This is a genomic window from Xanthomonas sp. SHU 308, assembly GCF_000364645.1.
Taxonomy (GTDB): Bacteria; Pseudomonadota; Gammaproteobacteria; order Xanthomonadales; family Xanthomonadaceae; genus Xanthomonas_A; species Xanthomonas_A sontii.
In genome coordinates this window covers 1-19882 of sequence record NZ_AQOK01000188.1, presented here as the reverse complement: position 1 = coordinate 19882, position 19882 = coordinate 1, and the positions used below count along the sequence as shown (strand labels likewise).

At 69.3% G+C, this 19882-nt stretch carries 20 protein-coding genes; 9 read left to right on the top strand and 11 right to left on the bottom strand.

Going from position 1 to position 19882, the window contains the following annotated elements; all coding sequences use genetic code 11:
• Positions 1–194: hypothetical protein (locus D588_RS0107535; protein WP_017915541.1), on the top strand; the 194-nt coding region annotated here is incomplete at its 5' end.
• Positions 195–376: 182 nt separating this feature from the next.
• Here D588_RS0107535 and D588_RS0107530 read toward each other — a convergent pair.
• The gene (locus D588_RS0107530; protein ID WP_026143481.1) at positions 377–2563 is read right to left on the bottom strand and encodes a M3 family metallopeptidase; all 2187 of its coding nucleotides are present in this window, start codon (positions 2561–2563) and stop codon (positions 377–379) included.
• 331 nt (positions 2564–2894) lie between these two features.
• Between D588_RS0107530 and D588_RS0107520 the strand changes: the two genes are divergently transcribed.
• Positions 2895–3386: a glutathione peroxidase gene (locus D588_RS0107520; RefSeq protein ID WP_017915538.1), complete on the top strand. Its 492-nt coding sequence runs from the start codon at positions 2895–2897 to the stop codon at positions 3384–3386.
• A gap of 250 nt (positions 3387–3636) precedes the next feature.
• On the opposite strand, the gene D588_RS0107515 is transcribed toward D588_RS0107520, so the two are convergent.
• From D588_RS0107515 to D588_RS0107505, 3 genes are all read right to left on the bottom strand, one after another.
• Entirely contained in the window at positions 3637–4416 is a 780-nt protein-coding gene (locus tag D588_RS0107515; RefSeq protein WP_026143480.1) for a ferredoxin--NADP reductase, read from the bottom strand.
• Between the two features lie 103 nt (positions 4417–4519).
• On the bottom strand, positions 4520–4918 hold the full coding sequence (locus tag D588_RS0107510; protein ID WP_017915537.1) for a hypothetical protein: 399 nt from the start codon (positions 4916–4918) through the stop codon (positions 4520–4522).
• Positions 4919–4943: 25 nt separating this feature from the next.
• The gene (locus D588_RS0107505; protein WP_017915536.1) at positions 4944–6827 is read right to left on the bottom strand and encodes an ABC transporter ATP-binding protein; all 1884 of its coding nucleotides are present in this window, start codon (positions 6825–6827) and stop codon (positions 4944–4946) included.
• A 147-nt stretch (positions 6828–6974) separates the two neighbouring features.
• Here D588_RS0107505 and D588_RS0107500 point away from each other — a divergent pair, with 147 nt between their 5' ends.
• A complete protein-coding gene (locus D588_RS0107500) occupies positions 6975–7235 on the top strand; it encodes a hypothetical protein (protein WP_017915535.1) in 261 nt (86 codons plus the stop codon).
• A 266-nt stretch (positions 7236–7501) separates the two neighbouring features.
• Here the strand turns inward: D588_RS0107500 and D588_RS0107495 are convergent, their stop codons facing one another.
• The 3 genes from D588_RS0107495 to D588_RS0107485 form a co-directional block, all read right to left on the bottom strand.
• Positions 7502–8404, bottom strand: coding sequence for an arginine deiminase-related protein (locus D588_RS0107495; protein ID WP_017915534.1), 903 nt, complete (start codon positions 8402–8404; stop codon positions 7502–7504).
• Positions 8405–8709: 305 nt separating this feature from the next.
• Positions 8710–9150, bottom strand: coding sequence for a carboxymuconolactone decarboxylase family protein (locus tag D588_RS0107490; protein WP_017915533.1), 441 nt, complete (start codon positions 9148–9150; stop codon positions 8710–8712).
• Between the two features lie 84 nt (positions 9151–9234).
• The gene (locus D588_RS0107485; protein WP_017915532.1) at positions 9235–10122 is read right to left on the bottom strand and encodes an RNA polymerase sigma-70 factor; all 888 of its coding nucleotides are present in this window, start codon (positions 10120–10122) and stop codon (positions 9235–9237) included.
• A 101-nt stretch (positions 10123–10223) separates the two neighbouring features.
• Here D588_RS0107485 and D588_RS0107480 point away from each other — a divergent pair, with 101 nt between their 5' ends.
• The 4 genes from D588_RS0107480 (at position 10224) to D588_RS0107465 (ending at position 15352) form a co-directional block, all read left to right on the top strand.
• Positions 10224–11744, top strand: coding sequence for a fumarate hydratase (locus tag D588_RS0107480; protein WP_017912810.1), 1521 nt, complete (start codon positions 10224–10226; stop codon positions 11742–11744).
• 109 nt (positions 11745–11853) lie between these two features.
• Positions 11854–12489, top strand: a complete 636-nt coding sequence (locus D588_RS0107475; RefSeq protein ID WP_017915531.1) for a glutathione S-transferase family protein — start codon at positions 11854–11856, stop codon at positions 12487–12489.
• A 359-nt stretch (positions 12490–12848) separates the two neighbouring features.
• The gene (locus D588_RS0107470; RefSeq protein ID WP_017915530.1) at positions 12849–13262 is read left to right on the top strand and encodes a DUF2946 family protein; all 414 of its coding nucleotides are present in this window, start codon (positions 12849–12851) and stop codon (positions 13260–13262) included.
• 35 nt (positions 13263–13297) lie between these two features.
• Positions 13298–15352 carry a TonB-dependent copper receptor gene (locus D588_RS0107465; protein WP_026143479.1) on the top strand — a complete coding sequence of 685 codons (2055 nt, stop codon included), beginning with the start codon at positions 13298–13300 and terminating at the stop codon, positions 15350–15352.
• 58 nt (positions 15353–15410) lie between these two features.
• Here the strand turns inward: D588_RS0107465 and D588_RS0107460 are convergent, their stop codons facing one another.
• Together D588_RS0107460 and D588_RS0107455 are read right to left on the bottom strand one after the other, a co-directional pair.
• Positions 15411–16562: a phospholipase A gene (locus D588_RS0107460; RefSeq protein ID WP_026143478.1), complete on the bottom strand. Its 1152-nt coding sequence runs from the start codon at positions 16560–16562 to the stop codon at positions 15411–15413.
• 142 nt (positions 16563–16704) lie between these two features.
• On the bottom strand, positions 16705–17190 hold the full coding sequence (locus D588_RS0107455) for a DUF456 domain-containing protein (protein WP_026143477.1): 486 nt from the start codon (positions 17188–17190) through the stop codon (positions 16705–16707).
• A 239-nt stretch (positions 17191–17429) separates the two neighbouring features.
• On the opposite strand from D588_RS0107455, the gene D588_RS0107450 reads away from it, so the two are divergent.
• A complete protein-coding gene (locus D588_RS0107450) occupies positions 17430–17648 on the top strand; it encodes a cold-shock protein (protein WP_017909030.1) in 219 nt (72 codons plus the stop codon).
• Positions 17649–17733: 85 nt separating this feature from the next.
• Here D588_RS0107450 and D588_RS0107445 read toward each other — a convergent pair whose 3' ends face one another.
• A complete protein-coding gene (locus D588_RS0107445; RefSeq protein ID WP_017912805.1) occupies positions 17734–18216 on the bottom strand; it encodes a glycine zipper 2TM domain-containing protein in 483 nt (160 codons plus the stop codon).
• Between the two features lie 251 nt (positions 18217–18467).
• Complete coding sequence (locus D588_RS0107440) at positions 18468–18902, bottom strand: hypothetical protein (protein WP_017909028.1); 435 nt, start codon at positions 18900–18902, stop codon at positions 18468–18470.
• A 139-nt stretch (positions 18903–19041) separates the two neighbouring features.
• On the opposite strand from D588_RS0107440, the gene D588_RS0107435 reads away from it, so the two are divergent.
• Positions 19042–19854, top strand: a complete 813-nt coding sequence (locus D588_RS0107435; RefSeq protein ID WP_017912803.1) for a tRNA threonylcarbamoyladenosine dehydratase — start codon at positions 19042–19044, stop codon at positions 19852–19854.
• The last annotated feature ends 28 nt before the right edge of the window (positions 19855–19882 follow it).

Sequence of the window (19882 nt, the reverse complement as noted above, 5' to 3'; positions counted from 1 at the left end):
GCAGCGGCAGTGCCAACGGTGCGGCCAGCGGCAGCGCCTCGCACAGCGTGGGCACGCACGGCGGGTCGGTGTCGGGCCAGGCGGGTGCGGGCGGCCAGGGCGGTGCGCAGGCCGGTAGCGGTCAGGCGCAGGGGCAGGCCGGCGGCAATGCCTCGCTGGGTGCCAGCATCAACGCCTCCAGCGACGGCCAGTAAGCCGCTGACGGCCACGCGCGGCGTACCGCGCGTGGCCATCGCGACGGCAGGCTGAAAAACACGACGCCCGGCTGAGCCGGGCGTCGTGCGTGTTGCGTTCTGCGGTCGGTCGCGGGTGTGTTCCGCCGTGACGTCGTCGCGACGTGGCGGCACGGCCGCACGGGCCGTGCCGCGCTGCGCCCTCAGCGTGCGCTCGGCGTCGCCGCCGGCGTGGCGTTGAGGCCGCGCTTCTCCAGCAAGGGTTCGATCTGCGGCGCGTGTCCGGCGAAGTCCTGGAACAACTGCATCGCATCGACGCTGCCGCCGCGCGAGAGCAGGGTCTTGCGGAAGCGGTCGCCGTTGGCGCGGCTCAGCCCGCCATGCTGCTTGAACCACTGCTGGGTATTGGCGTCCAGCACCTCGGCCCAGATGTAGGCGTAGTAGCCGGCCGCGTAGCCGCCCATGATGTGGCTGAAGTACGGCGTGCGGTAGCGCGGCGGCACCGGCGCATAGGCGATGCCGTCGGCGGCCAGCGCCTTGGCCTCGAAGTCCATCACGCCCGATGCCGGCGGCACCTGGCCGGCGCTCAGCTGGTGCCAGCGCTGGTCGAGCATCGCCGCGCCCAGGTACTCGGTGGTGGCGAAGCCCTGGTTGAACTTGGCGGTGGCCACCACCTTGTCCAGCAGTGCCTGCGGCATCGGCGCGCCGCTCTGGTAGTGCTTGGCGTAGTGCTTGAGGATGGCCGGATCGTCGGCCCACATCTCGTTGACCTGCGAGGGGAACTCGACGAAGTCGCGCGGCACGCTGGTGCCGGAGAAGTACGGGTACTTCACGTTCGAGAACATGCCGTGCAGGGCATGGCCGAATTCGTGGAAGGCGGTGGTGACCTCGTCCCAGGTCAGCAGGGTCGGTTGCCCGGCCGGCGGCTTGGGGATGTTGAGGTGGTTGGCGACCACCGGCTTGTCGCCGGTCAGCGCCGACTGCGACACGTAGGAGCTCATCCACGCGCCGCCGCGCTTGGACTCGCGCGCGTACATGTCGGCGATGAAGATCGCCAATTGGCTGCCGTCGGCATCGAATACGTCGTAGACCAGCACGTCGTCGCGGTAGGTCGGCAGGTCGGTGCGCTGCTTGAAGGTCAGCCCGTATTCCTGGTTGGCGGCGTAGAACACGCCGTTTTCCAGCACGTTCTTCAGTTCGAAGTAGGGCTTGAGCTGGGCCTCGTCGAAGTCGTACTTGGCCTGGCGCACCTTCTCGGTGTAGTAGGCCCAGTCCCAGGCCTCGAGCTTGAAGCCGGGTTTGCCGGCGGCTTTCTGCTCCTGGTCGATCATCGCCTGCAGGTCGGCCGCCTCGCGCTTGGCGTTGGCCACCGCGGCCGGGGCCAGCTTGCCGAGCATCGCGTTGACCGCTTCGGGGGTCTTGGCCGTTTGGGTTTCCAGCGAGTAGGTGGCGTGATTCGGATAGCCGAGCAGCTTGGCGCGGTCGGCGCGCAGGGTCATGATCCGCGACACCAGCGCGGTGTTGTCGTAGGGGCCGCCGTGGCTGCCGCGCGACACCGAGGCCTCGTAGATCTTCTGCCGCAGGGCGCGATCCTTGAGCTGCGCCAGCGGCGGCTGGCCGGTGGTGTTGAGCAGGGCGATCACGTACTTGCCGTCGAGCTTGCGCGCCTTGGCCGCTTCGGCGGCCGCGGCGATCTGCGCGTCGGACAGGCCGTCGAGCTGCTTGACGTCGTCCACCACCACCGCGGCGGCGTTCACTTCGGCCAGCACGTTCTGGCTGAACTTGGTGCCCAGTTCGGCCAGTTCGGCGTTCATCGCCTTGAGCTTGGCCTTGTCGGCGTCGTTGAGCTTGGCGCCGTCGCGGACGAAGTCGCTGTGGTACTTCTCGATCAGGCGCACGCCCTCCGCGTCCAGGCCGAGCTGGTTGCGGGTGTCGTACAGGGTCTGGATGCGCGCGAACAGCTTGGGATTGAGCGCGATCGCGTCGCGGTGCGCGGCCAGCTTGCCGGCGTACTCGGCCTGCAGTTTCTTGCGGGTGTCGTTGGTGTCGGCGCCGACCAGGTTGAAGAACACGGTGGTGGCGCGGTCCAGGACCTGCCCGCTCTTCTCCATCGCCACGATGGTGTTGTCGAAGGTCGGTTTGGCGGTCTGATCGGCGATGGCCTGCATTTCCTTCAGCTGCTGCGCCATGCCGGCGTCGAACGCGGGCGCGAAATCGCTGTCCTTGATCTTGTCGAACTGCGGGTAGTGCAGCGGCAGCGGGCTTTCGGCGAAGAACGGGTTGGCCTGCGTGGCCGCCGTGGCGGCGGTGGGCGTTGTGGCCGGAGCGGCGTAGGCGGGCATGGCGAGTCCGAGCGTGGCGGCGAGGGCAAGGGCGAGGCGAGAGGTCATCAAGCGGTATCCGCAATCATGGTGATCGGGCAGGCTACCCCAGGCCGGCAGGCGTGACCCGTGACGAAAGCCATGGGAGCGCTGCAGCATCGGCGCTTGTTTCGCAAGGCTTTGCGGCATTTGGCGTGAACCTTGATGCAGTGCGCTTTCGCGCGTGGCGGCGCCGGTGCGGCCACGCATCGGTGATGCGCTGGCGGTGTGCTGGCGCGTTCGCGCCCACCTCTGCGACGCGGCCTCGCGCATCGGCCCCGGTTCGCTGGCGACGCGTGCGGCCACCGCGTAGCATCGCCTCGACCCAGCGCCGCTGCGGCGCGCCGCACCACGAGGATCCATGGACACGCCGACCACCGCCTACGCCTTCACCGCGACCACGCTCGACGGGCAGGCGCAGCCGCTTGCCGACTACGCCGGCAAGGTGCTGTTGATCGTCAACGTCGCCTCCAAGTGCGGTTTCACCCCGCAGTACGCCGGACTGCAGGCGCTGTGGCAGCGCTATCGCGAGCGCGGGCTGGTGGTGCTGGGCTTTCCCTGCGACCAGTTCGGCCACCAGGAACCGGGCGATGCCGCCGAGATCCGCCAGTTCTGTTCGCTGAGCTACGACGTCGATTTCCCGATGTTCGCCAAGGTGCAGGTCAACGGCGACGGCGCGCATCCACTGTGGCGCTGGCTCAAGCAGCAGAAATCCGGGCTGCTTGGCATCGCCGCGATCAAGTGGAATTTCAGCAAGTTCCTGGTCGGCCGCGATGGCCAGGTGCTGGCGCGTTATGCGCCGACCGACAAGCCGGAAGCGCTGGCCGACGAGATCGAGCGGGCGCTGGGGTAACGATTCGGCCGAGGACGCTCGGCGTGGTCTTGAATGCTGGATGCTTGCTCTTGTGGGAGGGACTTCAGTCCCGACGCGTTCGAGTTAAAGGCGTCGGGACTGAAGTCCCTCCCACAAAATACTCCCCACTATTTCGCTTTGACCTGCCGCCGTATCGCTTATCCGGCAGGAGCGGCTTCAGCCGCGATGCTTTACCGGGAACGCTCATCGCGGCTGAAGCCGCTCCTATGATCGGAGACGCGCAGCGCCATCACTTCTCGACGAAGGCGCGCTCGAACACGTAGTGCCCCGGCGAGCCGATGCGCGGCGAGGCGACGAAGCCGCGGGCGTCCAGGGTATGGCGCAGGTCGGCCAGCATCTGCGGGCTGCCGCAGATCATCGCGCGGTCGTGTTCCGGGTTCAGCGGTGGCAGGCCGAGGGTGCGCTGCATTTCGCCGCTCTCGAGCAACTCGGTGAGGCGGCCGCGGTTGCGGAAGTCCTCGCGGGTCACCGCCGGGTAGTACAGCAGCTTCTCGCGGATGGTCTCGCCGAGGAACTCGTGCTGCGGCAGTTCCTTCTCGAAATAGTCGCGGTAGGCCAGGTCCTTCTCGAAGCGCACGCCGTGGGTGAGGATCACCTTGTCGAAGCGCTCGTAGGTTTCCGGGTCCTTGATCACCGACAGCCACGGCGCCAGGCCGGTGCCGGTGCCCAGCAGGTACAGGTGGCGGCCCGGGTGCAGGTCGCTGATCAGCAGGGTGCCGGTGGGTTTCTTGCCGACCAGCACCGAATCGCCCGGCTTGATGTGCTGCAGGCGCGAGGTCAGCGGGCCGTCCGGCACCTTGATGCTGAAGAACTCCAGCTGCTCTTCCCAGTTGGCGCTGGCGATGGAATATGCGCGCAGCAGCGGCCGCGTCTCCGTCTCCAGGCCGATCATCACGAACTGGCCGTTGTCGAAGCGGAAGCCGTCGTTGCGGGTGGTGGTGAAGCTGAAGTAGTCCTCGGTCCAGTGGCGGACATCGAGCACCGTTTCGGGGCCAAAAGCGGAAGACATGCCGTTGATCGTGATGGGGAAGGAACGGCGGCCATTCTACCCCATGCCGGCTCAAATGAGATCAACTCTCATTTGAGGGTCGGGCCGATCCCGGCGATCCGGCTCACTTCTCGAACGAGACCTCGTAGGACAGGTACAGCGGTGCCTGCGGCGGCGCCAGCAGCGGGCGCTGGCGCAGGAAACGCTCCAGGCACAGGGCCAGCGGGGTGGTGCCGTTGCGCCAACTGGCGCCGACGCTGCCGTCGGTCTGCACCTGCACCACCACGGTGAACGGCGAGGTGTCCGGACGCGGCGTGGCGCAACTGGCCACGCCCTCGTCCAGCGCCGCGCGCTGCAGGGTCTGCAGGCGCTCCTGCATCGCCGCCGGCAGGCTGGCTTCGTCGCGGTCGGCCAGGGCCTTGGCCGCGGCGTAGTCGGACGGTGCCGGTGTGTCCGCGGCGGGAGCAGCGAGCGCCGGGACGGCGAGGGCGGCGGCGAACAGGCAGGGCAGGGTACGGAGCATGGCGGCGTCGGAAGGGGCGGACGGGCTAACGATACCCAGCGGCCTGCAGTTCGAACAGTTCCGCGTAGCGGCCGCCCTGCGCCATCAGTTCATCATGGGTGCCGCTGGCCTCGATCCGGCCGTCGGCCAGGACCAGGATGCGGTCGGCCATGCGCACGCTGGAGAAGCGGTGCGAGATCAGCACCGCGGTGCGGTTGTCGGACAGCTCCTTGAAGCGCTGGAACACCTCGAACTCGCTGCGCGCGTCCAGCGCGGCGGTCGGTTCGTCGAGGATCATCACCTGCGCGTCGCGCATGTAGGCGCGGGCGATGGCGATCTTCTGCCACTGGCCGCCGGAGAGGTCCACGCCGGTCTTGAAGCGGCGCCCGATCACCTGCGCGTAGCCCTGCGGCAGGCCGTCGATCAACTCGGCGGCCATCGCCCGCTGCGCGGCGGCGCGGATCCGTGGCGCGTCGTCCAGTGCGTCGACCTGGCCGACGCCGATGTTCTCGCCCGCGCTGAAGTGGTAGCGCACGAAATCCTGGAAGATCACGCCCAGGTTGGCGCGCAGGTCGTCCAGGTCGTAGTCGCGCAGGTCGCGGCCGTCGAGCAGGATGCGGCCCTCGTCCGGGTCGTACAGCCGCGCCAGCAGCTTGACCAGGGTGGTCTTGCCGGCGCCGTTCTCGCCGACCAGGGCCAGCACTTCGCCGGCGCGCAGGGCGAAGTCCAGGTGCCGCACCGCCCACTGTTCGGCGTCCGGGTAGCGGAAGCCGACGTTCTCGAACACGAAGCCCTGCACGATCGGCCGCGGCACCGGTACCGCGCCCGGGCGGGTGCGGATCTCCGGGACGATGCGGAAGAACGAGTACAGATCGTCCAGGTACAGCGCCTGCCCGGCCACCTGCGAGAAGCCGATCAGCAGGCCTTCCAGCAACTGCCGCAGGCGCAGGAAGCTGCCGGCCAGGAAGGTCAGGTCGCCGATGCTGAAGTCGCCGCGCACGGTGCGCCAGGCGATGTAGCCGTAGGCGCCGTAGTAGCCCAGCGTACCCAGCGCCGCCAGCAGCGTGCCCCACAGCATGCGCTTGCGCGCCAGCGCGCGGTTGGCCTGGAAGTAGCGGTCGGCCAGGGCGCGGTAGCGCGCGATCAGGAAGTTGTGCAGGTTGAAGATCTTCACTTCCTTGGCGGTCTCGACGCTGGCGCCGAGCTGGCGCAGGTAGTCGAGCTGGCGGCGTTCGGCCGTCCACTGGAAGTTGAGCGAGTAGCCCAGCGCGTTGAAGTGCGCCTCGCCGATGAAGGCCGGCACCAGCGCCACCGCCAGCAGGGCGATGAGCCACGGCGCGTACACCAGCAGGCCGACCGCGAAGCTGACCACGGTGATCGCGTCCTGCACCTGGCCGAACAACTGGCTCATCAGGTTCATGCGGCCCATGGTCTGGCGCCGCGCGCGGTCCAGCCGGTCCTGCTGCTCCGGATCCTCGAAATCCTCCAGGTCCAGTTGCGCGGCATGCTCCATCAACTGCACGCTGGTGGTGTTGTTGAACAGCTCCGACAGCAGCGTGTCGGCGTAGCTGACCAGCCGCCCGAGCAGGTCCGAGGCGATCGCCAGCGCCAGCTCCAGGCCCAGCAGTTCCAGCAGCCGGTTCAGGCGGCCGCTGGCCAGGGCCTGGCCCAGCGTGTCGAACCCGGGCGATTGCCCGACCAGGTGGATGGCCTCGTCGATGATCAGCTTGCCGACGTACAGCGCGGCCACCGGCAGCAGCGCGCGGATCACGCGCAGGCCGATGCTGCTGAGGGTCAGCCAGCGGCTGGTCTGCCAGATCTGGCGCAGGAAGGGCGGCAGGTTGCGCATCGCATCGAAGCGCTCGCGCAGGCTCGGACCGGTGCGGGGCGCGGCGCGGGCGCCGCCATGGGAGGGGGAGGTGGAGGCCATCGGCGCATTGTGCCGGGGCAGGGTGTGGGCGGGGAGTGTGGGCTGCGCGGCGACGAAGGCTGCACCGGCGCTGACCCGATGGCTGGCGCGCGCTTTCTAAGGGCGGGGCATGGGGTAGCCTCGTCGCTGTCCAGCCGAGGCTGTGCCATGTTCGATCCCGTTTCGTGTGCCGTCGCCCGCCTGCGTGCGCGCCTGCCGTCGTGGTGCGAACTGCTCGGTTGCGCGGTTTTCGTCCTGGTCGCCGCCGCGCTGCTGCGGTGGGGCGACGCGACGATGGTGGTGTTGACGCTGTCGTATGGAGTCTTCGCGATCGGCTACAGCCTGTTTCGCCTGTTCGGCGGTCGAGGCAGCATCGACCTCGATCAGTTGTGGCGCGAGGTGCTCAATGCGGTCCTCGGTCTGTGCTGATGGGGTTGGTAGCGGCGTGGGCTGCCCGGCGCGACGGCTGTGTCATGCGGTGTGTCGCACCCTCACTCCAACCTCTCTCCCGGGGAGAGGGGCGAGCGCTTCCCTTCTCCCTGCGGGAGAAGGTGCCCCGAAGGGGCGGATGAGGGTACGGGCGAAGCCTCGAAATGCTTGCTACCGCCAGGCGTTCCATGGCGGCCGTACCCTCACCCCAACCCCTCTCCCGGTGGGAGAGGGGCTGATTGTGCGGCTCGCGGGAGCCTTTCGGCTTACTCGTCCAGCCGCAAGGTCAGGCACTTTGCGGCGCCGCCCGCCTTGAGGAATTCGTCCAGCGGGGTCTGCACCACGCGGTAGCCGATCGCGGCCAGTGCGGCGCACAGTTCGGACGAGGCGCGGTTGAGCAGCAGGATGTCGTCCAGGTCCACCGCGTTGCAGGCGAAGGCGAGGGCGTCGGCCTCGCCGACGGCGATGCGCCGCGAGGCCGGGATGTGCTGGGCGATCGCCTGTTGCGCGTCGGCATCGAAAGCGGCCGGGTAGTACAGCAGGTAGCCGTCGCGCAGCGGGCAGAAGCAGGTGTCCAGGTGGTAGAAGCGCGCGTCGACCAGGCGCAGCGGCACCACCTCGATGTCCAGCAGGTCGGTCAGCTCGTGCGCGGCGGCCAGGTCGCTGCGGTGGCCGTGGCCCATCCACAGCCGGCGTGCGCCGCGGTCCAGCAGCGCATCGCCGGCGCCTTCGAAATACACCTGCTCGGGCAGTTCGCAGATGCGCAGGCCGGCCTGGCGGCACCAGGCGGTGAACAAGGCTTCCTCGCCACTGCGTTCGGCGTGGCGGAAGCGGCTGGGCACGAAACGGTCGCCGAGCACCAGGCCGGCGTTGGCGCTGAACACCATGTCCGGCAGGCCCGGCGCGGCAGCGATGCAGTCGACGCGGGCGCCTGCCGCCTCGGCGGCGGACACCAGCGCGTTCCATTGCGCCTGCGCGCGCTCGCGGCTGGCGGCGTGGACGTTGCCTTCCATCCACGGATTGATCACGTAGTCCACCGCGAAGTGCTGCGGCGCGCACATCAGCAGGCGGTGGCGGTAGCTGGCGCCGGCGCGGGACTGCGGTTCGGGGGAGGCGAGGGCCAGGTCGGTCTCGTCGGCCAGGCCGACAGCAAGGGCGTTCTCGATCATGCGCGCGCTCCACGTCTGGGATGCGCGCCACGCTAGCGGCGGCGTGTTGCGGGGACATGTCGGTGGACTGGTGGCGTACGCCAGCGGGATGATCAGCCATTCGGCTGCTGAAAAGCCGGGGATTCGGGATTGGGGATTCGTGCAAGCAGAGCCGCGCGCGCTGGGTTTGCCTGGTGTTGGCATGCGTGGTCGTGCGTCCAGCGGTGAGCATTCGGGAGTTTTGAAATGCTACGCATCCTTGCCGACTACGCGATCCTGCCTCCGAATCCCCAATCCCGAATCCCCAATCCCGGCGCGCAGCGCCCTTACGGCAGCGCCGGCTGCAGCCCCACGCCCAGCCGGTTCCAGGCATTGATCAGGGCCACGGCCATGGTCAGCGCGCTGATTCCGGCCGGGTCGAACTGCGCCTTCAGTGCGTCGTAGACGGCCTGCGGCGGCGTGCCCGCGGGCAGCGTGGTCAGCGCTTCCGCCCAGTCCAGCGCGGCGCGCTCGCGGGCGTCGAAGAAGCGGCTGTCGCGCCAGGCGGCGAGGGTGTCGAGCTTGCGCGGTTCGATGCCCGCCCTGCGCAGGGCGGTGGCATGCATGTCGATGCAGTAGGCGCAGCCGTTGAGCTGGGAGACGCGCAGGAACACCAGTTCGGTGAGGACGCTGCCGAGCGTGCCGTCGTGGACCTGCTGGCTGGCGCCGAGCAGGGCGCGGAATGCGTCGGGTTCGTGGCGGGTGTAGTCGATGCGATGGAAGTGCATGGTGGGTCGCGCATGGCGGCCACCATGGCCGCCTTCCCCTCCAGGACGCGGCGGCGCGTCGCGGCGTGACAGCGCTGGCGCAGGTCAAGCGCGGCTGGCTGCAGGTCGCGCCGTCGGCGCCGGCAACTTGTCCGGGTTCATCAGCGTCAGCACTTCGGCGATGCGTTCGCCGTCGATCACCAGCAGCGTCGCCGACTGCAGCCGCGGTCCCAGGAAGCGCAGGATCGCCGGTTCGCCGTTGACCGTGCCGATCCGCGCCTGCAGGCCCAGGCCGCGCCGCGCCACGGCCCAGTACAGCCGGCCGATGCGCTCGGCGCCGTGCAGGGGGCGCAGGCTGGCGGTGACCTTGCCACCGCCGTCGGAGCGCAACTGCGCGTCGGCGTGCAGCAAGGCGGCGATGGCGGCGCGGTCGCCGCGCTGCGAGGCGTGCAGGAAGCGCTCCAGCAACTGGCGGTGGCGTTCGGGCGTGACCGCGAAGCGCGCCTGGCCCTGGCCGAGCCGTTCGCGCGCCCGGTGCACCAGTTGCCGGCAGCCGGCCTCGCTGCGCTCCAGGGTGCGGCCGATCTGCGCGTAGTCGTGGTCGAAGGCCTCCTTCAGCAGGAACGCCGCGCGCTCGTGCGGGTTCAGCCGCTCCAGCAATGCCAGGAACGCCAGCGACACCTGCTCGGCGCGGTCATGGCGCTCGGCCGGGTCGGCGTCTTCTGCGTCGGCGATCTCCAGCGGCTCGGGCAGCCACGGCCCGACGTAGTGGACGCGGGCGCTACGCGCCGCGCGCAGGCGGTCCAGGCCGAGCCGGGTGGTGGTGGTCACCAGCCAGGCCTCGGGGTCGCGGATCGTGCTGCGGTCGCTGGCCTGCCAGCGCAGCCAGGCGTCCTGCACGGTGTCCTCGGCGTCGGCGCGGCTGCCGAGCAGGCGGTAGGCCAGGCCGAACAGGCGGGGGCGGTGGGATTCGAAGATCGGATCGTGGGTCATGACGACCAGGACGGAACAGGGCGTGCCGGCGTGACAGCGGGCGGGGACGCCACTTTGCCCTAAAATGGGCGGGTTTCCCCCCGCCAGCCGCAGAGCCAGCCGTGACCTCGATCAAGCAGGAAGACCTCATCCAGTCCGTCGCCGACGCGCTGCAGTACATCAGCTACTACCATCCGGTCGACTACATCAAGAATCTGTCCGCGGCCTACGAGCGCGAGCAGTCGCCGGCGGCCAAGGACGCCATCGCACAGATCCTGATCAATTCGCGCATGTGCGCCGAAGGCCACCGGCCGATCTGCCAGGACACCGGCATCGTCACCGTGTTCCTCGAGATCGGCATGAACGTGCGCTGGGACGACGCCACCATGGGCGTGGAAGACATGGTCAACGAGGGCGTGCGCCGCGCCTACAACCATCCGGACAACAAGCTGCGCGCCTCGGTGCTGGCCGACCCGGCCGGCAAGCGCCAGAACACCAAGGACAACACCCCGGCGGTGGTCAACGTGAAGGTCGTCCCCGGCGACACCGTCGACGTCATCGTCGCGGCCAAGGGCGGCGGCTCGGAGGCCAAGAGCAAGTTCGCCATGCTCAATCCCTCCGACTCCATCGTCGACTGGGTGCTCAAGACCGTGCCGACCATGGGCGCCGGTTGGTGCCCGCCGGGCATGCTCGGCATCGGCATCGGCGGAACCGCCGAGAAGGCGATGCTGCTGGCCAAGGAAGCGCTGATGGAGCCGATCGACATCGTCGACCTGCAGGCCCGCGGCGCGTCCAACCGTGCCGAGGAGCTGCGCCTGGAGCTGTACGAGAAGGTCAACGCGCTGGGCATTGGCGCGCAGGGCCTGGGCGGCCTGACCACGGTGCTGGACATCAAGGTCAAGGACTACCCGACCCACGCCGCCAACCTGCCGGTGGCGCTGATCCCCAATTGCGCGGCGACCCGCCATGCGCACTTCACCCTGGACGGCAGCGGCGCGGTGATGCTGGATCCGCCATCGCTGGAAGACTGGCCCAAGCTGACCTACAACCCGACCAATGCGCGCCGGGTGAACCTGGACACCATCACCCGCGAGGAAGTGGCCAGCTTCAAGCCGGGCGAGACGATCCTGCTCAACGGCAAGCTGCTCACCGGCCGCGACGCCGCGCACAAGCGCATGATCGACATGCTCAACCGCGGCGAGACGCTGCCGGTGGACTTCACCAACCGCTTCATCTACTACGTCGGCCCGGTCGATCCGGTGCGCGACGAAGTGGTCGGCCCGGCCGGCCCCACCACCGCCACGCGCATGGACAAGTTCACCCGGCAGATGCTGGAGCAGACCGGCCTGCTGGGCATGGTCGGCAAGTCCGAGCGCGGCGATGCGGCGATCGCCGCGATCCGCGACAACAAGGCGGTGTACCTGATGGCGGTCGGCGGCTCGGCCTACCTGGTGTCCAAGGCGATCAAGGCCAGCAAGGTGCTGGCGTTCGAAGACCTGGGCATGGAGGCGATCTACGAGTTCGAGGTCAAGGACATGCCGGTGACCGTGGCGGTCGATGCCAGCGGCGAGTCGGTGCACAAGACCGGCCCGCGCGAGTGGCAGGCGCGCATCGGCAAGATCCCGGTGGTGGTCGAGGCCTGATCGGCCGCAGCGCGAACGCCGGCGAAGTCGCCGGCGTTCCGCGCGGCGCTGGCGGTGTGCCGGCGCCGCGGCAATAATCGGCGCTGGTTCCGCCTCCGGGGAAAGCGTCGTGTCCATCGTGCTTTACGGTTCGCCCAGTACCGCCTCGTTCGTCGTGCACTGGTTGCTGATCGAACTGCAGGTCGATTTCGAACTGCGCATGCTCGATTTCGAGCGCCAGGAGCAGAAGAGCCCCGAATACCTGGCGCTCAACCCGCAGGGGCGGGTACCGACGCTGGTGCTGGACGGGCAGGTGCTGACCGAATCGGTCGCCATCGCCATGCACCTGGCCGACCTCTATCCGCACGCCGGCCTGGCGCCGCCGCCCGGCACCCATGAACGCGCGGCCTATTACCGCTGGATGCTGTTTGGCGCCTACACCCTGATGCCGGCCTACCGCGACTGGTTCTATCCCGACGAACCGGCCGGTGCCGACAATGCCGAGCGCGTGCGCGCCAGTGCCCGCGCGTTCCTGGAAAAGGCCTGGGACGAGGTGGCGACCCACCTGGAGCAGGGCGGCCCGTATCTGCTCGGCGAGCACTGCAGCGCCGCCGACTTCGTGCTGGTCATGCTGATGCGCTGGTCGCGCAACATGCCGCGGCCCACCGACAGCTGGCCGGCGCTCAAGGCGCTGGCCGAGCGGATGAAGGCGCGCCCGGCGTTCCACGAAACCTATCGGCGGGAAGGCATTACCGATTGGGCGTGAGGTATGGCGCGGAAGCGTGGTTTCGGAAGCAACGGTGGCTATGTCGTGGTGCGTCGGCTGTCGGGGTGCGGCAGCTTTCTCCGGACAACGAAGATAGGTTCGTTGAGACTCCGCTCGTCCGTTTTTTCTGGTCTTCGACATGAGAGCCGAATCAGCAAAGCGCTGATTCACAAGCACGTGCGCTGACCGCTCACGTGATTCACCGCGCGCAAGAGGCGTCGCGCGTCGTCGAGCAGCACGCGGCGCCCCCGCCTGCGTCACGTTGTCGCACCCGCGACTGCGGCCGACCCGCTGCCGACGCGGCCGCCTAGAATGATGCGGTGTCCGTCCTCCGTGCTCCCGCCCGACTGCGCCGCCTGATGCGCTGGCCCGCCTTGCTGGCCGCGCTGTTGCTGGTGGTCGCGCCGGTGGCCAGCCGGCTGCTGGAGACCGCAAGCCTGTCGGTGCCGATGTGCACGACGGCCGGGTTGCAGGCGATGCCGGAACTGCCACCGGAACATGGTGCCGCGCACACGATCCACGCCGATCACCACGAGGTGTCGGGCGCACAGCGCGACCATGGCCCGGCGCATGCCGCCTGCGACTACTGCCTGCTCGCCGCACGGCTGCTGCCATGGCTGGCGATCGTCCTGCTGCTGGCCGCAGCCTTGCCGGCGCCGAGGGCCGCGACGCCGCTGCGTCATCGCGTCCATGCCGCTGTGCGCTGGCGTGCGCACGCCGCACGCGGGCCGCCACCGAATCTCCAGAACGCTCTCCTGTTTCCGGTGCGCTAGGCGCGCCGGCGCCGTTCTTTTCTGGAGTCCACCTCATGCCTCAGTTCCTGCCGTCGCCCGCGCGGGCGGCGTTGTCGTGCTGCATTCTTGTCAGTCTGTTTCCCGCTTCCGGCCATGCCGAAGCGCCCGATGCCACCACCCTCGACCGGATGCAGGTGACCGCCACCGCGCCGGTCGCGCCGCTGACCTGGACGGTCGATCCGAAGCTGCCGCGGCAGCCGGTGCCGGCCAGCGACGGCGCCGACTATCTGAAGACCGTGCCGGGCTTCGCCGCGATCCGCAACGGCGGCACCAACGGCGATCCGGTGCTGCGCGGCATGTTCGGCTCGCGGCTCAACGTGCTCAGCAACGACGGCACCCTGGTCGGGGCGTGCCCGGCGCGGATGGACAACGCCCTGTCCTACATCGCCCCGGAGACCTTCGACCGGCTCACCATCGTCAAGGGCCCGCAGACCGTGCGCTGGGGCCCCGGCGCCTCCGCCGGCACCGTGCGCTTCGAGCGCGACACCCCGCATTACGCGGCGCCGACCCTGGAAGGCGAGGCCAGCGCGCTGGTCGGGTCCTGGAACCGCAACGACCAGAACCTGGACCTGCGTGGCGGCAACCGCAGCGGCTACGCCCGCGTGGACGCCAACCGCTCCGAGTCCGGCGACTACCGCGACGGCGACGGCGCGGTGGTGCCGTCGCGCTGGCGCAAGTGGAATGCCGACGCCGCGGTGGGCTGGACCCCGGACCCGGACACCGTGCTGGAACTCTCCGCCGGCAGCGGCGACGGCCTGGCCCGCTACGCCGGGCGCAGCATGGACGGCACCCAGTTCCGTCGCACCAGCTACGCCGCGCGCTTCGAGCGCACCGACCTGCCCGGCGCCTGGGAAGCGCTGCGCGCCAATGCCTACGTCAACGACGCCGACCACGTCATGGACAACTACACGTTGCGCCGGCCCAACCCGCAGTCGGCGATGCCGATGCCGATGGCCGCCAACGTGGACCGGCGCACCCGCGGCGGGCGCGTAGAATCGGAGTGGCGCTGGGACCAGGTCGTGGTCCAGGCCGGCGTCGACACCCAGCAAAGCCGCCACCGCGACCGCAGCGCCAGCGGCGAGGGCGCATACCGGACCGTGCCGTGGCGCACCGACGCGCGGTTCGACAATCTTGGCGCGTTCGCCGAGGCGACCTTCGGCGCCGGCACGGCGCAGCGCTGGATTGCCGGCCTGCGCCTGGACCGCGCGCAGGTCGAGGACACCCGGCGCAGCATCGGCATGATGGGCATGCCCAATCCCACTGCCGGACAGACGCGCAGCGAAGACCTGGGCAGCGGCTTCCTGCGCGTGGAGCGCAACCTCTCGGCCGACACCGTCTGGTATGCCGGCCTCGGCCGCAGCGCACGCATGCCGGACTACTGGGAGCTGTTCTCTGCCGACATGGGCCCGATGGGCGCGGCCAACGCCTTCGCCGGGCTACGCCCGGAACGCACCACCCAGCTCGATCTCGGCCTGCAGTACCGCGGCGCAACCGTGCAGGGTTGGGTCTCCGCCTACGCCGGGCGGGTGCAGGACTTCATCCTCTTCACCTATGCCGACGGCGGCATGATGGGCACCACCACCCGCGTCGACAATGTCGATGCGCGCATCGCCGGCGCCGAGGCGGGACTGGATTGGCAGCCGTTGCACGGCCTGACCCTCGGCGGCACGCTGGCCTACGCCTGGGGCGAGAACCGTAGCGACGGCACGCCCTTGCCGCAGATGCCGCCGCTGGAATCGCGGCTGCGACTGGAGTGGGAAGGGCAGCGCTGGTCGGCCGGGGCGTTGCTGCGCGCGGTGGCGCGGCAGGGGCGGGTGGCGTTGGACCAAGGCAACGTGGTTGGCCGCGACCTCGGCCGCAGCGCCGGTTTCGCCACGCTGGGGCTGAGCGGCGGCTACCGGGTCAGTGAGGGGCTGCGGCTGAGCGCCGGCATCGACAACGTGTTCGACCGCCGCTACAGCGAACATCTCAACCTGGCCGGCAGCGCCGATTTCGGCTTCCCGGCCGACCCGGTGCGTATCGCCGAACCGGGCCGCAATCTCTGGTTGAAGGGCAACTACCGGTTCTGAGCGACCGGCGCACGCGACGCCCAGGCGGGCGTCGCGTGCGCCGGTCAGCCGTGGCCGATCAGAACCATTCCAGCAGCGAGATGCCGACGCCGACGTAGGTGGCGCGGTGGTTGTAGTCGATCATGCTCTCGCCATAGCCGTCGAACACCTGCACATGGCCGCGCAGCAGGTTGCTGATCGGGAAGCCCCAGTCCAGCTGCACCGCGCCGTGCGAGCGGTCGCCGCCGCGCAGCGAATGCCGTGCCATCAGCGCCACCTCGTGGCCGTTGCGGTTGTAGATCAGGGTCGCGTCGCCGCGGCCCATGTAGTCCTCGATGTCCGGATTGTTGTCCTGCTTGCGGCTCTCCGGGATGCGGTACCAGGGGCGCAGCACCAGCGCCCAGTTGTCGCGGTCCAGGCCGATGTTGAGCATCGCCCGGTTCCAGCTGCGCGACAGCGGATCGCTGCGGCCGTTGGACTGGTGGGTCAGCTGGATGCCGGTCATCCGGCCCTTCCAGCCGAACAGGCTGTAGTTGTTCCGGAACACCAGCATCAGTTCCGGCTCGTAGTTGGTTTCGCGGAACGGCCGCGACTGCTCCGCGTTGTAGACCTGCCAGCGCGAGCTCTGGGTATACGCGCCCCACAGGTCGCCGTTGTCGCCGAAGATGTTCTCCACGATCTTGGTCTTGAAGCTCAGCTGGAACTTCGCCTCCACGCTGTCCAGCGGCTCGGCGGTGGTCACCGTGTTGACCGGGTTCGGCGAGGACGGCAGCTCGTTCTTCTTGCTGGTCCAGAACGCCGGCAGCAGGTACACCGGCTTGTAGGCGCGCAGCTGGAAGGTGCCCAGCTTGGAGTCCTTGGCCAGTTCCCAGCGGCTGTCCAGCAGCGAGCCCTTGCCGGCATTGGCGATGGTGCTGTCGTAGCGGTCCTGCTTGAAGATCGCGGCGGCGCGCTGGCGGGTGCGCTCGGCGACGCCGGCGTCTTCCGGCACGCTGGCGTCCAGCTGTTGCTTCTGGCGTTCGCTGGCAGCCTTTGCCGCGGCATCGGCGGCCTGCGGATCGGCGGTGCGGCGCGACAACGCCTGGTCGTAGCAGGCCAGGCGGGCGGCGTCGCTGGAAATCGCCACGCAGGCTTCCGGCGAGGCGGGGGTGGGCAGGACTTCCTGCGCGTGCGCAAGCGGCACGGCCGCGATCGACAGCAGCAACAGGGGACGGACCTGACGATGGGACATGCGGTTCTCGCTGCAACGGGCGGCGCGGGCGGGTGGTGCGCTGCCGGGGTGAATGGCCGGCAGGGAAAATACAGGAAGTGACGACAACAGGGTCATCACACGTTCATGCTGCCGCCGCGACGCCGGCTTCAGGCGTGCTGCGTCAGAGCAGCCAAGCCACCGCGAACACCGCGAGCATCGCCAGCGCCAGGCCGAGCTTGGCGGCGGTGCCCAGGACGATGCCCAGCCAGGTGCCGACGCCGACGCGGGTCGCCTGGCGCAGTTCGCGGCCGTGCCAGTACTCCCCGACCAGGGCGCCGACGAAGGGACCGACGAACAGCCCGATCGGCATGAAGAACATGCCGGCGATCCCGCCCAGCACCGATCCCCACAACGCCTTGCGGCTGGCGCCGACGCGCTGCGCACCGAACGCGGTGGCCAGCAGGTCGACCAGCAGCGACAGCGCGGTGAGCACGCCCAGCACGGTCAGCGTCGGCCAGCCCAGCCGCTGGAAGCCGTCGGCCCAGGCAGCCAGCAGCATCCCGGCGAACATCAGCGGCGTGCCGGGCAGGGCCGGCAGCAGCACCCCTGCCAGCCCGACCAGCACCAGGAGACCGGCACAGATGTAATAGATGAACGCAGGGTCCACGTGGCTCACCGCGGGGGAGGTTTGGGGGTTGACAGATGGGGTCTTTTTGCTGATTGCATTTTCATTTTGACCGGGGTAAGTTGCAGCCGCTGCGTTTGCAAAGGTCACCGTGAATCGTGGCCTGATGCGGTAGATCCACCGATCCGCTACATCGTTATACCTCGCTTCCTCCTTGCAACCAGCCGCCGCACCCCACGGCGTACCCACCCCTGAGACGTGTTCCAAGGAGTAAGTCGATCATGAACGGCACTGGCAATCGCGAAAACGGCACCGTGAAGTGGTTCAACGATGCCAAGGGTTTCGGTTTCATCAGCCGCGAAAACGGCGAGGACGTATTCGTGCACTTCCGGGCGATCCAGACCCAGGGCTTCAAGAGCCTGAAGGAAGGCCAGAAGGTCAGCTTCACCGTGGTGCAGGGCCAGAAGGGCCTGCAGGCCGACGCGGTGCAGCCGCTCTGAGGCGTTGTCGCGCGCCGCGTCGCGCGCAGCAAAAAGGCCCGCACTGCGGGCCTTTTTGCGTTTCGGGGCAGGTCGCCGAGGCCGATCAGCGCGGCACGACGCGCCCGTTGACCACGCGCACGTAGGTGTTCTCGCGCACCCCGGCCAGGTCGCGTTGGTTGACCACGATCACCCGGCCGTCGTCCATCTGCACATGCACGTCGTAGGTATCGCTGGTGACGTTCTTCTGGATCTGGTTGCCGGCGAGTGCGCCAGCCGCCGCGCCGGCCACCGCCGACACGTTCTGGTTGCCCTTGCTGCCGCCGGTGTGATCGGAAATCTCATGGCCGGCGACCGCGCCGACGATGCCGCCCAGGATCGCGCCCGTGGCCGACGGCGCGGTGCGGCCGGACGGTACGGTGTCGATGCGGGTGACGATGCCGCAGTCGGCGCAACGGGTCTGGGTGTAACCGCCGCGCGCCGGCTGGCTGTAGCCGCCGCCGTAACCGCCGCCATAGCCCGGGGACGTGGCGCAGCCTGCCAGCGCCAGGGTCGCCACGGCAGCGGTGGCCATCAGTTGAATCTTCATGGGTGCTCTCCTCGACAGTGATGGAGCGCGGCGGCAGCGCCGCGTTCGCACGCATCCTGTCCATCCCTGCGTGAATGAAACGCCAACCCTGGCAGGGGCCGTTCAGCCTCGCGCCGGCTCGCGTCAGCGGCAATTCATCGACACGCGCACTGGCACATGTGCGCTGAAGCCACGTCGCCAGCGCAGCGAGGCCTGCGTCGGTCCGTCAGCGAAACCCCTGCAGCAAGCTCGGTGCGGCTCTCAGCGAACGCTCAGCGGAAATCGCGGTGGCAGGCGTCGCAGCGTTCGTCGATCTGCTGGCGCGCCTGCGCCAGCGCGGCGCAGTCGGCCGGCGGCTGTGCCAGCGCCGCGTCCACACCGGCGCGCAGCGCATCGGCGTGCTCGCGGAAGCGGCTGTCGTCGGCCAGGTCGGGAAACGCCGTGCCCAGTTCGTCGCCGAGCAGGCGCAGCGTGCGCAGCCGCGCCTGCGGACCCGCGCCGCTGCATTGCCGGTGCGCGGCGTCGCGTTCGAGCAGCGCCAGTTGCTTGCCCATGACCTGCATCAGGCTGCGCGGGAATGGATCCTGCCGCGCCTGCACCGCGCGCAGCGCCATCACCGTCAGCACCAGGCCGAGCAACAGGCCGGCCAGCAGCACGAACAGATAGCGTGAGGTGGAGGCGGGCGGGGATGAGGGCGGCTTGGCCATGGCAGGCATGCGCAGCGGGATGGAGTGCCGATGGTACGCCTGCGGCGACGCGTCGCGCGCGGGCCGCCAAGCCACGCCGCGAATCCCCAGTCCCCAGTCCCCAATCCCGGCTCCCCAGGCAATCCCCTAAAATGCGCGGATGAACGAACAATGGCGCGAACGCTTCGCCGGCATCGACCGGCTCTACGGGCAAGGCACGATCGCGCGGCTGGCGCAGTGCCGGGTGGCGGTGGTGGGCATGGGCGGGGTCGGCTCGTGGGTGGTCGAGGCGCTGGCGCGCTCGGCCGTCGGGCATCTGACCCTGATCGACGCCGACGACATCTGCGTGTCCAACACCAACCGGCAACTGCCGGCACTGGCCGGTCAGTACGGGCGCAACAAGGCGGTGGCGATGGCCGAGCGCTGCGTGGCGATCAATCCGCAGATCGAGGCGGTGGCGGTCGAGGCCTTCCTCACCCCGACCAACATCGCCGACTTGCTCGATGCCGGCTTCGACCTGGTGATCGATGCCTGCGACAGCTTTCGGGTCAAGGTCGAGACCATCGCCTGGTGCCGCCGGCGCAAGCTGCCGCTGCTGACCGTGGGCTCGGCCGGCGGGCGCACCGATCCGACCCTGGTGCGGATCCGCGACGTGTCGCGCACCGAGCACGACGCCATGCTGGCGCTGATCCGCAAGAAGCTGCGCAGCGAGTTCAATTTCCCCAAGAACCCGCAGCGCTATTTCGGCGTGCCGGCGGTGTACTCGCTGGAGAACGTGCGCTATCCGCAGGCCGATGGCAGCGTCTGCGGACTGCGGCCGGTGCTGGGGCCGGATGCGGCCTTGAACCTGGACTGCGGCGCCGGGCTGGGCGCGGCCACCCACATCACCGGTGCGTTCGCCTTCGCCGCGGTCGGCAAGGCGCTGGAGATGCTGTTGAAGCGCGCGGTGGCGCGCGAGGCGGCGGCCGCCTAGCGCGCGCTGGACGGCGGCGGCGCGTCCG

Coding starts and splice junctions, on each gene's coding strand:
- D588_RS0107500 (WP_017915535.1), top strand. CDS start 6,975: ATGTTCGATCCCGTTTCGTGTGCCGTCGCCCGCCTGCGTGCGCGCCTG.
- D588_RS0107490 (WP_017915533.1), bottom strand. CDS start 9,150: ATGCACTTCCATCGCATCGACTACACCCGCCACGAACCCGACGCATTC.
- D588_RS0107485 (WP_017915532.1), bottom strand. CDS start 10,122: ATGACCCACGATCCGATCTTCGAATCCCACCGCCCCCGCCTGTTCGGC.
- D588_RS0107440 (WP_017909028.1), bottom strand. CDS start 18,902: ATGGCCAAGCCGCCCTCATCCCCGCCCGCCTCCACCTCACGCTATCTG.
- D588_RS0107510 (WP_017915537.1), bottom strand. CDS start 4,918: ATGCTCCGTACCCTGCCCTGCCTGTTCGCCGCCGCCCTCGCCGTCCCG.
- D588_RS0107470 (WP_017915530.1), top strand. CDS start 12,849: ATGCGCTGGCCCGCCTTGCTGGCCGCGCTGTTGCTGGTGGTCGCGCCG.
- D588_RS0107520 (WP_017915538.1), top strand. CDS start 2,895: ATGGACACGCCGACCACCGCCTACGCCTTCACCGCGACCACGCTCGAC.
- D588_RS0107460 (WP_026143478.1), bottom strand. CDS start 16,562: ATGTCCCATCGTCAGGTCCGTCCCCTGTTGCTGCTGTCGATCGCGGCC.
- D588_RS0107505 (WP_017915536.1), bottom strand. CDS start 6,827: ATGGCCTCCACCTCCCCCTCCCATGGCGGCGCCCGCGCCGCGCCCCGC.
- D588_RS0107515 (WP_026143480.1), bottom strand. CDS start 4,416: ATGTCTTCCGCTTTTGGCCCCGAAACGGTGCTCGATGTCCGCCACTGG.
- D588_RS0107465 (WP_026143479.1), top strand. CDS start 13,298: ATGCCTCAGTTCCTGCCGTCGCCCGCGCGGGCGGCGTTGTCGTGCTGC.
- D588_RS0107450 (WP_017909030.1), top strand. CDS start 17,430: ATGAACGGCACTGGCAATCGCGAAAACGGCACCGTGAAGTGGTTCAAC.
- D588_RS0107445 (WP_017912805.1), bottom strand. CDS start 18,216: ATGAAGATTCAACTGATGGCCACCGCTGCCGTGGCGACCCTGGCGCTG.
- D588_RS0107435 (WP_017912803.1), top strand. CDS start 19,042: ATGAACGAACAATGGCGCGAACGCTTCGCCGGCATCGACCGGCTCTAC.
- D588_RS0107530 (WP_026143481.1), bottom strand. CDS start 2,563: ATGACCTCTCGCCTCGCCCTTGCCCTCGCCGCCACGCTCGGACTCGCC.
- D588_RS0107495 (WP_017915534.1), bottom strand. CDS start 8,404: ATGATCGAGAACGCCCTTGCTGTCGGCCTGGCCGACGAGACCGACCTG.